This window comes from Pseudoalteromonas sp. 120-MNA-CIBAN-0494, assembly GCF_040308885.1.
Lineage (GTDB): Bacteria > Pseudomonadota > Gammaproteobacteria > Enterobacterales > Alteromonadaceae > Pseudoalteromonas > Pseudoalteromonas nigrifaciens.
In genome coordinates this window covers 1-14,569 of sequence record NZ_JBEOOE010000008.1, presented here as the reverse complement: position 1 = coordinate 14,569, position 14,569 = coordinate 1, and the positions used below count along the sequence as shown (strand labels likewise).

At 38.2% G+C, this 14,569-nt stretch carries 12 protein-coding genes; 7 read left to right on the top strand and 5 right to left on the bottom strand.

Annotated elements, in window-relative coordinates; all coding sequences use genetic code 11:
• Nucleotides 1-80 precede the first annotated feature (80 nt).
• Both AAEY55_RS07370 and AAEY55_RS07365 read left to right on the top strand, forming a co-directional pair.
• A complete protein-coding gene (locus AAEY55_RS07370; protein ID WP_086998455.1) occupies nt 81-767 on the top strand; it encodes a heavy metal response regulator transcription factor in 687 nt (228 codons plus the stop codon).
• Nucleotides 754-2,151, top strand: a complete 1,398-nt coding sequence (locus AAEY55_RS07365; protein ID WP_231618001.1) for a heavy metal sensor histidine kinase — start codon at nt 754-756, stop codon at nt 2,149-2,151. Before AAEY55_RS07370 ends, AAEY55_RS07365 begins: the two co-directional genes overlap by 14 nt.
• Before the next feature lie 186 nt (nt 2,152-2,337).
• Here the strand turns inward: AAEY55_RS07365 and AAEY55_RS07360 are convergent, their stop codons facing one another.
• A complete protein-coding gene (locus AAEY55_RS07360) occupies nt 2,338-3,249 on the bottom strand; it encodes a LysR family transcriptional regulator (RefSeq protein ID WP_011329657.1) in 912 nt (303 codons plus the stop codon).
• A 274-nt stretch (nt 3,250-3,523) separates the two neighbouring features.
• Nucleotides 3,524-4,426, bottom strand: a complete 903-nt coding sequence (locus AAEY55_RS07355; RefSeq protein ID WP_011329658.1) for a LysR family transcriptional regulator — start codon at nt 4,424-4,426, stop codon at nt 3,524-3,526.
• A gap of 206 nt (nt 4,427-4,632) precedes the next feature.
• Between AAEY55_RS07355 and AAEY55_RS07350 the strand changes: the two genes are divergently transcribed.
• From AAEY55_RS07350 to AAEY55_RS07340, 3 genes are all read left to right on the top strand, one after another.
• Nucleotides 4,633-5,064: a PACE efflux transporter gene (locus tag AAEY55_RS07350; RefSeq protein WP_182678680.1), complete on the top strand. Its 432-nt coding sequence runs from the start codon at nt 4,633-4,635 to the stop codon at nt 5,062-5,064.
• 327 nt (nt 5,065-5,391) lie between these two features.
• Entirely contained in the window at nt 5,392-6,066 is a 675-nt protein-coding gene (locus AAEY55_RS07345) for a glutathione S-transferase family protein (RefSeq protein WP_086996222.1), read from the top strand.
• Between the two features lie 68 nt (nt 6,067-6,134).
• Nucleotides 6,135-7,262, top strand: a complete 1,128-nt coding sequence (locus AAEY55_RS07340; RefSeq protein WP_197182627.1) for a zinc-binding dehydrogenase — start codon at nt 6,135-6,137, stop codon at nt 7,260-7,262.
• 151 nt (nt 7,263-7,413) lie between these two features.
• Here AAEY55_RS07340 and AAEY55_RS07335 read toward each other — a convergent pair whose 3' ends face one another.
• Together AAEY55_RS07335 and AAEY55_RS07330 are read right to left on the bottom strand one after the other, a co-directional pair.
• Nucleotides 7,414-8,205, bottom strand: coding sequence for an aspartate dehydrogenase domain-containing protein (locus AAEY55_RS07335; RefSeq protein WP_179807983.1), 792 nt, complete (start codon nt 8,203-8,205; stop codon nt 7,414-7,416).
• Nucleotides 8,206-8,264: 59 nt separating this feature from the next.
• Nucleotides 8,265-9,137 (bottom strand): DMT family transporter, encoded by an 873-nt coding sequence (locus tag AAEY55_RS07330; RefSeq protein WP_197182626.1) that lies wholly within the window; start codon nt 9,135-9,137, stop codon nt 8,265-8,267.
• A gap of 800 nt (nt 9,138-9,937) precedes the next feature.
• Here AAEY55_RS07330 and AAEY55_RS07325 point away from each other — a divergent pair.
• Together AAEY55_RS07325 and AAEY55_RS07320 are read left to right on the top strand one after the other, a co-directional pair.
• Entirely contained in the window at nt 9,938-12,184 is a 2,247-nt protein-coding gene (locus tag AAEY55_RS07325) for an AAA family ATPase (protein ID WP_350550667.1), read from the top strand.
• Nucleotides 12,185-12,433: 249 nt separating this feature from the next.
• Nucleotides 12,434-13,057 (top strand): tyrosine-type recombinase/integrase, encoded by a 624-nt coding sequence (locus AAEY55_RS07320; RefSeq protein ID WP_010388419.1) that lies wholly within the window; start codon nt 12,434-12,436, stop codon nt 13,055-13,057.
• 177 nt (nt 13,058-13,234) lie between these two features.
• Here AAEY55_RS07320 and AAEY55_RS07315 read toward each other — a convergent pair whose 3' ends face one another.
• Entirely contained in the window at nt 13,235-14,365 is a 1,131-nt protein-coding gene (locus AAEY55_RS07315; protein ID WP_290190703.1) for an alpha/beta hydrolase, read from the bottom strand.
• Nucleotides 14,366-14,569: the final 204 nt, after the last annotated feature.

The following is a 14,569-nucleotide window of genomic DNA, read 5'->3' as shown; positions in this document are numbered from 1 at the left end:
ATGTTGTTGTTTAAACTAATATGGCATAGTGCTGTTTTAAGTGATAACTAAAATTATAATAAAAGTAACAAAGGAATTATATGCGCTTACTAATCGTTGAAGACGAGATTAAAACCGGTGATTACTTAAAGCAGGGCTTAACCGAAGCCGGCTTTCAGGTTTGTTTGGCGCGCAATGGCCTTGACGGTCACCATTTAGCAATGACCGAATTATTTGATGTGATTATATTAGATATAATGTTGCCCGATGTATCTGGCTGGCGAATTTTAGAGTCGGTACGAGAAGCCAAAAACGACACGCCAGTATTATTTTTATCGGCTCGCGATAGTGTTGATGACAGAGTAAAAGGGCTTGAACTTGGCGCAGATGATTACTTAATAAAACCGTTTGCTTTTTCAGAAGTACTTGCCCGCGTACGTACGCTTATTCGCCGTGGTGGCGTGCAAAAGGTGGCCGACATACTCACAATTGCAGACTTAGAAATGGATATACCAAAGCGTAAAATACAGCGAGCAGGCAAGCGTATTTTGCTCAGTAATAAAGAGTTTAGCTTATTAGAGCTACTACTGCGCCGAGAAGGCGAAGTGCTATCTCGCTCACTTATTGCGTCGCAAGTATGGGATATGAACTTTGAAAGTGATACCAATGTAATAGATGTTGCGATTAGACGCCTGCGGGGCAAGGTTGACGATGAGTATAGTATTAAACTTATTCATACAGTGCGCGGTATGGGCTATAAATTAGAGGTCGAAAATGCCCAAAATTAACGCTCGACCAATGTCGTTGACCATGCGGGTGGTATTGTTTATTGCTGTTACTGTAATAGCCTGTTTAACCTTAGTAGCGTCATTAATTAACTCCTCCATTGAGCATCACTTTATTGAGCAAGACAGTGGCGAGTTAAAGGTTATTAGCCAGTCAGTTGCAGCTGTTTTAGCCCAGCAGCATAGCTCAAGTGAACCTTTAGGACAGGCATTATCTAAAGCTGTGGCAGGACATCATGGTGTTTATTATCAAGTAAATAGCCAGCAAGGAGCCTTAATTTACCAAAGTTCAGGTCGCGATTTTACTAAGCAGATTATGAGTGCGCCATCGGCGCTTGGTTTTAATCGCGATAACATAGTGCATTGGCAAGCCAATGATCATACCTATCGCGCATTAGTTAGCGACTTTAACGTGCAGCAACAGCATTATAAAATTACCGCCGCCATTGATATGAGTTTTCATAAACATTTTTTGCGCCAATTTAAACAAAGCCTATGGGTGATTATGTTTGGCTCAGCTGTGCTCATTTTACTCGTTGCTTGGTTTGCGGTACATCAGGGGTTAAATCCACTGCGTGGCTTAAGCAAAAAAATATATGACATTCAAACCCATAAAATGGATGTTAGGTTAGATGAAAGTAAAGTGCCAATTGAGCTGGTGAATATGGTGCATTCATTTAATGCCATGCTGGATAGATTACAAGATGAGTTTATGCGTTTATCAAATTTTTCTACCGATATAGCCCACGAACTGCGTACCCCGCTTACTAATATTATTACTCAAACACAAGTTGGCTTAACAAAACAGCGCGACCTTGTGCAATACCAAGAACTGTTGTTTTCAAACCTTGAAGAACTAGAGCGACTAACAAAAATGGTTAGTGATATGTTGTGGTTAGCAAAAACTCAAAATGGACTGATAAAAGCACAACAACAAGTATTACAAAGTGATGAAGAAATAGACGCGTTACTAGAATACTTTGATGCGGTAGCAGAAGATGCCAATATTACCTTTATTAAACAAGGTAGTAATGTTGAGTTTTATTGTGAACAATTACACTTTAGGCAGTTGTTATCTAATTTATTATCAAATGCGATTAGGTATACCCCAGCAGGCGAATCGATAACTATTAGTAGTGAGCGCACTGGAAATGATCAAGTGTGTATTGCGGTTACCAACCCAGGCGAAAAAATAGCAGCAGAGCATTTACCCTATTTATTTGACCGATTTTATCGAGCCGATAAATCAAGGCAGCGACAAGGCAATGGCGCGGGTTTAGGGCTTGCGATAGTAAAAGCGCTAGTTACAGCAAATGGGGGCGAAATAGTGGTAACCTCAAACGAAAACACTCGCTTTAAAGTGTTTTTTAAACACGTTAAAAGTTAAGCTTAATCCTTTTATTAGCACAGTGCCTATAGCGTAAAATGCAGTGTTAATTTGTGGCTTTTGTGCAAACTGTAATGGGGGTTTACAGTTTGCATAAGCAAAAAACGAAAGTAACCTGCGGTTAGTTTTGTTTAACAAACCACGCAGTTGTAAATTAATCAGCCTAGGGAATCTGTTACTTTGTGTTTATTGTTCATTTTCTGTCTTTATTTTTTGCACTAAAAAGTCTACTGCCGCTTTTACTTTAGGTACTAAGTAGCGCTGTTTTTGATACAGCAAATACACAGCCATATTAGCATTTTGAGTTATAGCTAACTCATGTTCAAAGTGAAGTTGTTGCAACTTACCTGAGTCAATATAAGGGGCTAACGCCCACCGAGTCGACATTAAAATACCTTCACCGTTGCACGCTTTTTTTGCTAGCCACGATCCGCTATTAGAAATAGCCACAGCAGGGCCAGATACATCATGCCATTGGCCGTCCATATTACATAACCAAGGCGTTGGCCCCGTTGGCGCTTTAAAATAAAGGCCATTATGCTGCTTTAGTTCCATCGCATTGTTAGGTGTTCCGTGTTTTTTTAAATAACAAGGTGATGCCACCGGAATAAAACCATTGTCCATTAACCTTATTGCTAGTACTCGCTCATTGGGTGCGTAACCACCGCGAATAGCAATATCAACATCGTCGCGTCCGAGTGTCGATAGCTGATCAGTTAAACTAACATCCAGCACTATTTCAGGGTATAAGGCGCTAAATTCATCTAGCAAAGGTAATAATATTTGCTCACCAAACCCCACCATAGAGCTAATACGTAAACGCCCCATTGGCGTTGTTTGATAACTGCGTACGGTTTCATTACTTTGTTCTAGTTGACTCAAAATTTGCTGTATATCGTTATAATAAATTTGCCCTACTTCTGTTAATTTAACGAGTCGGGTTGAGCGCTTTAACAGCGTAGCGCCTAAGCTTTTTTCTAAATCTGCAACGCGCCTTGATAACGACGACGGCGGCACGTTAAAAGTACTGGCTGCTTTGGTAAAGCTGCCAGTTTCGACTACTTTACTAAAATACCTAATTGCACGTAGTTGATCCAACGAGCTGCTCCATTTGTTGTTTTTAACTCAACTTTAAAATTGCCCTTGGGAATAACAAGGCTTTGAAAAGGACGTTGCTCATAAAAAGCTGAAATAAAATTAATATTTTACTAAACGCAGGAGTAAGGAAAGCATTAATCCCTGGCTTTTTAAATGCAAAATTTAAGCAGAAAAACGCCCTCAAATTATCATAAAGCAGGCTCTAAAATTTATGTGTTTATGATAGATTAATTTGTTTAAAAGTGACAATTATTCTATCAAAACAATGGGTAGCTTATCTGATTTTCCAGCTGTTTTTACTAAAATGATACTGTTGAAGAGTGTCAATTAAACTCGTTAGTACAGGCCCCGATTGATGGCTTCGAGAAATTAAGCATCCTACAGGCGTTAACCACCCATTGTACTCATGGGTAACAGGCAATGCGACAATATGGCCTTGGTTTATCTGCTCTTTTACTGATAGCTCAGGTACGTTTGCCCACCCCATGCCCGCATGAACTAACTCAACCAGTGTTTGGTGAGTGTTGGCATACCACAACATAGAGCTAATACCGTAACTAAACCATAACTCCTTATGTTCAGCACTGCGATGTACACATTGTCTATAACGTTTTAAATCAGAGCCTTGCACTTTAGCTAGTTTGGCTAATTCGTGGGTCGATGATGCTACGGTTAAAAAGCGTGCTTGCCCTAACAAGAAAAAATCCATATCCACCTTTAACTCACCGTCGGCATAAACAATACCGGCTTGCGCCCTACCCGAACGAACGAGTTGTTCTACATCAAAGGTTGAGGTGGTGATGATATCAAAGTGAGTTATTGGGTATTTATCGGCAAGCGGCATGAGAATATTTAAAAAGTCTGGGCTCATTACACTCTCATCAACAGCAATAACCATTTCATGCTCATGCTCTTTTGCTAGCGATTCTATTGTTTGATCAAAATACTTTTGTTGATGCAAAATAGACTTTGCAATTGGCAGCAAGGTTTTGCCGTTATCAGTTAATACCGGAGTGTTTTTATCACGATTGAACAGCTCTTGATTAATGGCTATTTCAAGGTTTGCAATTGCTTGACTTACCCCCGATTGAGCACGCTTTAATTTACGAGCAGCAGCTGAAAAAGATCCGGTGTCGCATACAGTGATAAATACTTTCAATTGCTCGAAGCTATACATGGTGTGTCTGAGAGTTACAGGTATTTGGCTCAGATTATCACTATTCGTGATAGCTGTTAACTTTATCTGTTTTGATTGACTGTCATAATCGCCGCTTAATAATTTCGTTATCCTTTTTTATCACCTTTGTATTAATTACTTTGTGTTAATTGCCTAGTGTTAATCACTTAATTTTAAAGTAAGACCTTTATTGGAGAAATATAACAATGAGAGCTGTAGAGCGTGTGTTTCACTCTGTGTCATTTGAAGTAATAGCAGTAACTTTATCGATTGCCGGTTTAGCTGCTTTTACTGAGCACGATATCGCTGCATTATCAGGAACTATGATAGTTATTGCGAGTGTCGCCATGGTTTGGAATTATGCTTTTAATTGGGTTTTTGATCTTTATGTTAAAGGAGATAAAACTAAGCGTACTTTTTCAATGCGGCTATTTCACGTTACCTTATTTGAAGCGGGTTTACTGGTGTTAACTATTCCAATTATGGCTTATTTATTATCGGTGAGCTTATGGAATGCTTTTTTAATGGACTTAGGCGTGACTATTTTTATTACTATTTATGCTTTTTTATTTAACTTGAGTTACGACCATATTAGAGCCGCAGTAATTCAGCGCCGAGCTTGTAATAACCAAGTTTAGCCTGTTGGCATAACTTTGCTGAGTTCGCCTGTTTTACTTAATTTAACGTAAATTATTACCAACAAAAATAACTTCTTTAGCTGGGGTTCCCTATTAAAAAATGTAAATAGGGAGCGCTAGTACCGCCACTACTTCCTTGCCAAATAGTTTTCTATTTTTGTCTTAAAAGCAAAAGTGATTAGCATTTACCCCTATATATAAGCAAATTAAAACCAGTAATAATGTGTTTAGCTTAAATAGCCCAGTCGCAGTGTATTAAGCACTGAGGCATTAATTGCATTTTAGGTAATTAAAAAGTCCCTTCACGTTAATGATGGAAAATTTATTATGATTACTTTGCACGGTTTTGCTGCTAGCAACTATTACAACCTAGTAAAACATGTACTTTTATATAAAGAACTGCCATTTAAAGAGCACCTTATTTACGGCGGTAGTGACGAGTTACTGGCAATGAGTCCTGCGGGTAAAGTGCCAGTTATAACAACATCTCAGGGCGTTAATATTTCAGAGTCGAGTGTTATTTGCGACTATATTGAAGAGTCATACCCAGATATTCCGCTTTATCCAAAAAATAGCACCGAGCGTGCAGCAGTGCGCCAAATTATGAAAATAGCAGAGCTGTACTTTGAACTGCCAAGCAGACGCCTTATACCGTATGCGTTTAGTGGTACAAACGCGCCAGAATCGCTTAAAAATGAGGTACGCCAAGTGTTAACCCGTGGTGTTACCGCCTTGAGTCGCTTATGTAAGTTTTCACCTTGGATTGCGGGTGAGCAGTTTACTATGGCAGATATTTACGTTTATCACGTAAATACCATAGTTAACGCTTTTGGTGCCAGCCAACTTAATTGGGATGTACTGGGTGATGTACCGGGAATGAAACAGTGGAACGACACCATGCGCCAATCTGCTATTGCGCAAAAAGTAGAGGTAGATCGGCTCGCAAACATGCCCGAGTTTATGCAAAAGGTCACAGCGCAAATTCAAGCAGCTAATGCTTAGCTATAAAACAGCCAATTCATTAACCTTATTGGTTTAACTAATTTAATAATGTGCAGGAGCAAATCCCGATGACAGACAAAAATATCCAACTTACTTCAACAATCAGCGAAGACAACACACTAACGCTTGCCTTACAAAACATCGACATGCCACAACCAAGTGCCGATGAAGTGGTTATTCGCATTGAAGCTGCGCCATTAAACCCATCTGATTTAGCGGTTATGTTCAGCGCCGCTGACATGTCTACAGCAACGCAATCGGGTACTGGGCAAAGCCCAGCTATTACAGCTAATGTGCCAGCTAAGTTTATGCCAGCGCTCAAAACACGTGTTAATAAAGCAACGCCTGTAGGTAATGAAGGTGCCGGTACTGTAGTTGCTGCGGGCTCATCGCCAGCGGCACAAGCATTAATGGGTAAAATGGTTGCTGTAATTGGCGGCGGAACGTACCGTCAATATCACTGCGTTAATGTACAAAGTTGCTTAGAGTTAAAAGAAGGCACTACCGCTAAGCAAGGCGCATCGTCTTTTGTTAACCCGCTTACAGCACTAGCTATGGTAGAAACCATGCGCGCCGAAGGCCATAAAGCTATTATTCATGCGGCGGCGGCATCTAGCCTTGGGCAAATGTTAAACCGTATTTGTATTGCCGACGGTATTGATTTAGTTAATATTGTACGCAAAACAGAGCAAGAAACACTGTTACGTAACATGGGCGCAAAGTATGTGGTTAATTCTAGTAGTGAGTCGTTTCTTGAGGATTTAACCGCAGCAATTATTGCCACTGGTGCCACAATTGCGTTTGATCCAATTGGCGGTGGCCAACTAACCAGCGACATTCTTAACTGTATGGAAGCTGCTATAACTCGCGACGTAGAAGAGTATAGCGTGTATGGCTCAGATAATTTCAAGCAAGTTTATATTTATGGCGCACTTGATCGCGGCCCTATTACGCTAAATCGTAATTTTGGCTTTGCTTGGGGCGTAAATGGGTTTTTATTATTTAATGCGCTTGGTAAATTAGGCACGAATACGGTAGTGGCAATGCGTAAACGTATAGCCGATGAAATTACTACCACATTTGCCAGCAATTACACCCATGAAGTGTCGTTGTCTGAGGCGCTACAATTAGCATCAATAGCGGCTTACTCTAAACAAGCCACAGGCGAAAAATACTTAATTACACCGCAAAGCTAATTAAAACTCAGCAATAACTAATTAGTTTTTTAATACCTGAATTACAAATAGGTAAAAGCCGATACTGATTGCAGTATCGGCTTTTTATTTATGAATAATAAATATTATAAGGTGAGAATAGCAGGCTGCTATAGCCGCTCAGCTTAGTGTTTTACATAAAAACGACCGGAGAAGCCGCATTATTTAAAATAGACACCACACTCCATGCTGCAATAGCATAATCGCCCGATTTAATTGTTAAATCTAAAGCTACTTGTTCACCTTTAACTTCAATTCTGTAGTCATCTCCAGCAAAGTTAGGCACAGCATCAATATTAAATTTAGTTGCTTTTGGCCCCGCACTTGCTAGCGAAGTTGCATAAATAACATTAAAAACATAAGGAAAAATATCAATAATTTCCTTAGCTGTTCCGCTAAAAACTCTTTCTGGCTCAGTTATGTTCATTAAGCCCTCTTTGTTAAAAGGGGTTCGAGCAATAAAACCAGGTGATTTTTTAGATGTTATTGTTACATCAATCGGTGTTGAACTCATAAATGAAGCGGTTTGAAGCAGGTTAAAGCCACCTGTTGCACCACCGGCAATGTATATTTTAGTATTATTTTTTAATGCTACAGCTATGGCTCTTTGGTACAAAGCTACATCTGCAAATGCCGCCGTAGATAACACAATTAAGTGCGAGCCAGCGGCTAATATTTTTTCACAATAATCGGTTACAGATACCGCCGATGCAGCTTCGGCTACAAACTCAGGCTTTAAAGCCATAAACGCATCAATATCTGTGCATGGTGTACAGTTAAAGTAATCAGCAAATTGTTTGGTTCTAATTGGGTTTCTGCCTAATACCGCAACTAGCTCGTAACCAGCAAGAGAGCCACTTTTTACAGCCTGAGCAATAGTTTGGCTTAAATAACCACACCCTATTAGTGCTAACTTCTTCTTCATTTTTACTATTCCTATTTAATTATTTACCGAAACGTCCTTACTGTGTGTGGTTTTAAGCGTTAATAGCTCAGCCTTAGTACAATTACCCCTATAAAAGCGGTCGTTAGCCCTAACAGCTCTTGGCGAGTAAACGACTCTTTTAAAATAATGCGTGAGTACAAAAGAATTATTAAAATATTCATACCAGAAATAGCAGAAACCAGCCCTGTATTGCCAATTGCAAAAGCCGATATTATTGCAACCATGCCAGCCACATTCGTCAATCCAATAAGTAACCCACAAGAAAACGTTTTTACTGGCGACCAATTAGGCCGAGAGTCATTTGCGTCACTGGCCTGTTTTTTGTTACTTACTAACCAACTAATAGCAAAAAGCAAACTACCAAAACCAAACATAGAGGTGAGCGTAGCGAACGTATCGGCCTCCAGCAAAGTAGACTGCTTACCTAGTAAGTCATTAAATGAAAAGAATAATGCAGCCAGTAACCCCCATTGCGCCCCTTGTAAATTAGTAAACGAAATATCATTAGAGTAGCGAATAATATAAAGCCCACCAAAAATAATAAAAAAGCCAATTAGCTGCAGCGTTGTTAAGGTTTCTTGCCATAATAAAAAGGCAAAAACCAACACAAATAAAGGAGTTAAACCCGACAAAATACTAATAAGCGAAGCCTTTCCAACCGAAAAACCTTTATGCAAAAAAGCATTCGCGGCAAAAGAGCCAAAGCCCAATGCTAAGCCAACAGCAATATCAGCCCAGCCATACCACTTTTGATTTAACAAGGTTACACCCAAAACACTGATTATAAATCCGACAAAAAACACACCGAATAATAATAAGTTTCGATCAATTTTTTTCTGGGATGTCCATTGATACATTATTCCTCGTGCGCCAAAAAAAACCGTGGCGAGTAATGCAAAAATTATCCACATAATTAAATGATTCCTTTATAAATTAGAATGAAGTAGCCGCTCTAAGAAATGTTGCCATTAAATTGCATAGCCAACATGATCCCTTGCACCATTCTTAGCTTAAAATTGATAAGGTAATAAAGGCTTACAAAAACACCATATAAGAAAGTCGCAATATAAATAGTTTTAAGCTGTTAAACAGGCAAGGCAGCCAATTTTTATTTAACGACAGAACATTGCCTGCTATTTAATTAAACGATTAATAAAATACTAGCTTAGTATATTGACCTTAATTGATTTTATAAATAAGCATAAACGGCACAGTAAATCCCATAAATGGCATTTAAAGGTGGGTATTTGGTTTGTAAGTAGCAAAATAGCACCCATTAGCGGGTAGATTTGTGAAAATATGGATAGCTTACGTTTGCACTGCCAGTTACTTATACGTTCACGTAATACGTAAACAAGTAGTTTTCAATTAAAAATTAGCCCGCAGTGCCAATTGTAGGTCGGATAAGCGAAGCGCCATCCGACACAGTAAAATATCTTGCCAATTATTATCAACATTTTATGTTGTCGAGTGGCTGGAAAGTGCCATGAGCAGTCATTCATGATTAACTCGTTTCTACCCCTTTTCGAGTTATCTGGTTGGGCTGCTTCTTTTTCTGTATGTTAAGAGCTAAGCAAATTTTTGTTATACTACAAAATTATCACTGTAATGGTGTTTACTCAAAAAAACTAATTAACTAACTGAAACTTGGAATTATTTATTTCCAATAATTAATCTCTGGTGACGTTAAATTATCTAACAAGGATGTCGAATGATTAATTTTCTAACAATCGCTAACGCAGCAACATATGGAATAGTCTCTCAACAGGTTACACCACTTGAAAAGTTTAATTTTTTCTTTGGTGCAAATGGTGCTGGTAAAACGACAATTTCTAGATTGATTGAAGATTCAACAAGGTACGCAAACTGTACAGTTAAGTGGTCTGGATCGCCCATAGAAAGATTTGTTTATAATCGAGATTTTGTAGAGAAAAATTTCAATCCCCAAAAGGACCTGCCCGGTGTCTTTACCTTAGGGGAAGCTGATCAAGCAGTTATAGATAATATTGCACAAGGAAAACTTGAATTAAACAAGATAGTTGAAGAAATTGAATCCAAGGAATTAGTTTTAAATGGTGACGACAGCAACAAGGGGAAAATAACAGAGCTTGAAGTTATTGATAATAATTTCACTGATAAATGTTGGTTAATAAAAGATAAATTAGACGAGTTATTTAAAGACGCTTTTCAAGGTGTACGTAACAGTAAATCCAAGTTTAAAGATCGAGTTATTAGTGAGGACGCTATTAATACTGCTGATTTAAAAACAAAAGAATATTTAGTTGAAAAAGCAAAGACACTATTTGGTGATACCCCAGAATCAAAACCATTAATCCAACTTACTATTGACTCGTCAAAACTAAAGGAATTGGAACAACATCTGATTTTACAACAAAGAATTATAGGTAAAAGTGATGTTGATATAGCTGGTGTAATTAATAAGCTCAATAACAGCGACTGGGTTAGACATGGTATGAACTACTTACCTCAAGCAGAAGGTGAGTGCCCCTTTTGCCAACAAACACTACTGAGTGGCTTTGAAGATCAGTTAGCCAATTATTTCGACGAAACATTTACTCAAAATATTGAAACTCTACAGGCTGTAGTGGCTAAATATTCTAACTCATCACAACAATTGATTTCACATCTCGAAAGCCTTTTAGCTAATAGCCATACAGATATTGACAGCAACTTATTAAAAGCCAAGTTTGACACATTGAAGGCGATAACCAGTGAGAATATGCAGTTGCTTGGTAATAAAATATCAGAGCCTGCTTCTACTGTTACATTAAAAGCTACCCATCAAATAATCGATGAAATTCAATCAATAGTTGAAAACGCCAACAATTCAATTAATCAGCATAATTTAATTGTATCTAACTTTAAAAGCGAAAAAGAACTGTTAGTCAATCAGGTTTGGAAGTTTGTGTTGGAGAAAGAACTAAAAGCAGAACTTCAACAATACACAAAAGATTCCTCAAGTTTGCAAAAAGCTATTAAGGGCTTAACTGTCGGTATAAGTACTAAAAAGGCACATAAGATAGCTAAGGATGCTGAAATAAAGGTGCTAGAGAAGGATACTACTTCAATTCAGCCAACTATCGATGCCATTAACAGTTTATTAAAGTCATTTGGATTTACTAGTTTTACTATTGGAAAATCAACAAAAGATCGTTGCTACTCTATTGTTAGAAGTGATGGCTCTTGTGCAAAAGAGACATTAAGTGAAGGAGAAAAGACCTTTATATCTTTTTTATACTTTTACCATTTACTTAAAGGTAGCTTCAACGAAGTTGGCATAACAACTGACAGAGTTGTAGTTGTCGATGATCCTGTTTCTAGCTTGGATAGCGATATTTTGTTTATTGTAAGTACTTTAATAAAAGGACTAATATCCGATGCTAGAAATGATTCTAGCTTAATTAAGCAGTTATTCATCTTGACTCATAACACTTATTTCTTTAAGGAAGTTACTTTTAATAAAAAACGGTCAGGGCAAGATAAACTGAGTGATGAAACCTTTTGGATAGTGAGGAAAGTTGATGGTACTTCTAAAATTGTTGGGCACAATTCAAATCCAATAAAATCATCGTATGAATTACTCTGGCAAGAGATAAAAGCGCCTGAACCTTGTTCGCTAACTATTCAAAATACAATGAGAAAGATATTAGAGAACTATTTTACGTTCTTAGGGAATATCAAAAAAGATGACATGATTGAGCTTTTCGAAGGAGAAGAAAGGTTGATTTGCCAGTCACTGTTTTCGTGGGTTAACGATGGCTCTCATCATTCTATTGACGATTTGTACGTAACTCAAGACATTGGAGTTATTGAAACCTACAGAAAAGTTTTCAGGAAGATTTTTGATGAGTCTGAGCATGGCGCTCATTATAAGATGATGATGGGAATTAACGGTGAACCACAAAAATCGTCAAAAGATCAAGGAGTAGCTGCGTAATGAAATTTGCTAAAGCTTAGTTTCGAGCTGAATTTCAAGAAAAGCTTGGATTATTGTGGCCGATAGAGATTGGCCACAGTTCTAGAGTCACTCCATTCTTTTACAAATCTGAGACCTGTTATTCTTGTGCCGATTCGAAACTCAAAAATGTCCAAAAACGAGTATATCCGACCGTCAGCTTCTCGCTCATACCCGAATTTTTTTGTAGCAAGCTAAGCTTAAAACTCCATAAACACCGGAGTACAACTAATGCACCAGTTAACTATATATCAGCCTAAAGAGCCTTGGAATAAAAATAAGCTTGTAGGACAAAAGTTACCTTTAAAATTACAGCAAATATGGGCTATCCGAATACGACTAGAACTTTTTCATAAAATAAGAGATCTAGCACTATTTAACCTAGCCATAGATAGCAAACTAAGAGGGTGTGATTTAGTTTCACTAAAAGTTAATGACATCGCTCATGGTAAAACAATCCAATCAAGGGCAATAGTCGTTCAAAAAAAGACTGGTATGCCTGTTCAATTTGAAATTACTGGAAATACAAGGAAATCAATTGTGGCGCTCATAGAGCAATTTACTCTCAATTCTTATGATTACTTGTTTAAGTCACGAATTCATTCCTCTGAACACCTTTCAACCCGTCAATATGGACGTATAGTTGATTCTTGGGTCACCTCAATTGGATTAGATAAGACTCAATATGGCACTCATTCTATGAGACGTACCAAACCATCACTCATTTACAAAAAAACTAAAAATTTAAGAGCCTGTCAGCTTCTACTTGGCCATAGAAAACTAGAGAGCACTGTCAGGTACTTGGGAATAGAAGTTGATGATGCGTTAGAAGTATCAGAACAGATCGATGCTTAAATTTGGACCTAAGCCAGACTCGAAGTTAGAGTCTGGCACGTATCAATTGTTATCACTCAGCAACGCCTAAATTTAGCGTGAGAATTCGCTCAGAGGGTTAAAGTCACGCCAGCGCTATTTGCTGGCGATAAGATTTGATTGTTAGCTGTATTACTTTACAGGCTACCTGATGACCATCTATTTTTTGCTTAGCTTCAAGTCCGTATTTTGCTCCTTGATCTCAGCGATAAAAATTGAATTATTGGCGACAGCCAGTTCCAGCGCACGCTCAGATGCAATTAACGCATCAGGTAAATTCTTATTCAAACTGTAAGCTGTTGCTAAACTATCCCACAGTATCTCTGAATTAGGAAAAGTCTCAGTACCTTTTTCCAAAATTTCAACGCCCCATGCTGGCTTATCTTCATACGTAGCTTTGAGCCCATAAACATTATACTGATGTGCCGATAAAGGGAATGCATAACCGAACTCTTTAGCTTTATCCTCATAAAATTTTATTAGGTTCGACAGAGGCATGATATCAATCTCAGGTACCGCATTCCAATCAGAAAAAATAGCTTGTAACCCTTTTGCCATTCCTACTACGGGAGTGGTGTCGTGTGTTTCATCGGGGAACCTTGCGTACTTATAATAAAGCCCTGATTTTGATTTTTTTTCCAATGCCAATAACATGCGATCAAAAGCTTCGGGCATTTCGTTCGGCTCACTTGCCATACTTAGAAACCATCGAAAAGTTTTTGCTCCACTGGTTGAGTGCTTTTTTTCAAAGTCTGTAACTATTGTAGCTTCATCCCACCAAAGACTTGGGCTAATGGATATCGCAGCATTAAATTTAGTATTACCTTTAACTGCAAGGTAACTGGTATATAGACCAGAAAGTGAGTGGCCTGCGATAACATAATAAGGCGCAACTCTATATTGCTTATTAAGTTGGTTTAATAACTCTTCTTGTAGGAAACGCGTGAGTAAGTCAGCTTTACCGGCTCGACCGACAAATGCTTCAGGCTCAGTATGAGTAAAAAATGCTAATCTATTTTTTAGACTTACACCTACAACAATCATTTCCGGTATTGCTGCATAAGTGCTGTAAAAATGCGCGCTAGCTGCCGCGTGATTGAATTGAGTGGCGCCATCTAATACAACTAGTACAGGGTATGAAAAGTTATCAGAATGTCGATAAGTGTCTGGTAACGATATCTGAACGGTAACGTCTTTTCCTAGGAACTCAGAATTTAGACTCAAGCGGTCATACTGCGCAAGAGCTTGAGTAGAATTTAAAAAAAATAAAACGATTAATATAAATCTCATTGGATACCTTTAAAGTTAACGGCTTATTCAACACCATTTAGATGGTTTATAACACACGAAAACAGCGGTTAATAATGTTATCAGACAAAATTAGGCTCCTACTCAAAGAAGTAGGAATAAATTTAACGAGCCTGTAACGGATTCTGTGTAACTGCCCGTTTTTAGATTTTAAATATGCTTGCTGAGTCGTTCCTCAAATTCAAT

Bases quoted from the DNA above. Each gene is read 5' to 3' on its own strand.
- AAEY55_RS07370 (WP_086998455.1), top strand. From the start codon at position 81: ATGCGCTTACTAATCGTTGAAGACGAGATTAAAACCGGTGATTACTTA.
- AAEY55_RS07365 (WP_231618001.1), top strand. From the start codon at position 754: ATGCCCAAAATTAACGCTCGACCAATGTCGTTGACCATGCGGGTGGTA.
- AAEY55_RS07355 (WP_011329658.1), bottom strand. From the start codon at position 4,426: ATGTATAGCTTCGAGCAATTGAAAGTATTTATCACTGTATGCGACACC.
- AAEY55_RS07350 (WP_182678680.1), top strand. From the start codon at position 4,633: ATGAGAGCTGTAGAGCGTGTGTTTCACTCTGTGTCATTTGAAGTAATA.
- AAEY55_RS07345 (WP_086996222.1), top strand. From the start codon at position 5,392: ATGATTACTTTGCACGGTTTTGCTGCTAGCAACTATTACAACCTAGTA.
- AAEY55_RS07340 (WP_197182627.1), top strand. From the start codon at position 6,135: ATGACAGACAAAAATATCCAACTTACTTCAACAATCAGCGAAGACAAC.
- AAEY55_RS07335 (WP_179807983.1), bottom strand. From the start codon at position 8,205: ATGAAGAAGAAGTTAGCACTAATAGGGTGTGGTTATTTAAGCCAAACT.
- AAEY55_RS07330 (WP_197182626.1), bottom strand. From the start codon at position 9,137: ATGTGGATAATTTTTGCATTACTCGCCACGGTTTTTTTTGGCGCACGA.
- AAEY55_RS07325 (WP_350550667.1), top strand. From the start codon at position 9,938: ATGATTAATTTTCTAACAATCGCTAACGCAGCAACATATGGAATAGTC.
- AAEY55_RS07320 (WP_010388419.1), top strand. From the start codon at position 12,434: ATGCACCAGTTAACTATATATCAGCCTAAAGAGCCTTGGAATAAAAAT.
- AAEY55_RS07315 (WP_290190703.1), bottom strand. From the start codon at position 14,365: ATGAGATTTATATTAATCGTTTTATTTTTTTTAAATTCTACTCAAGCT.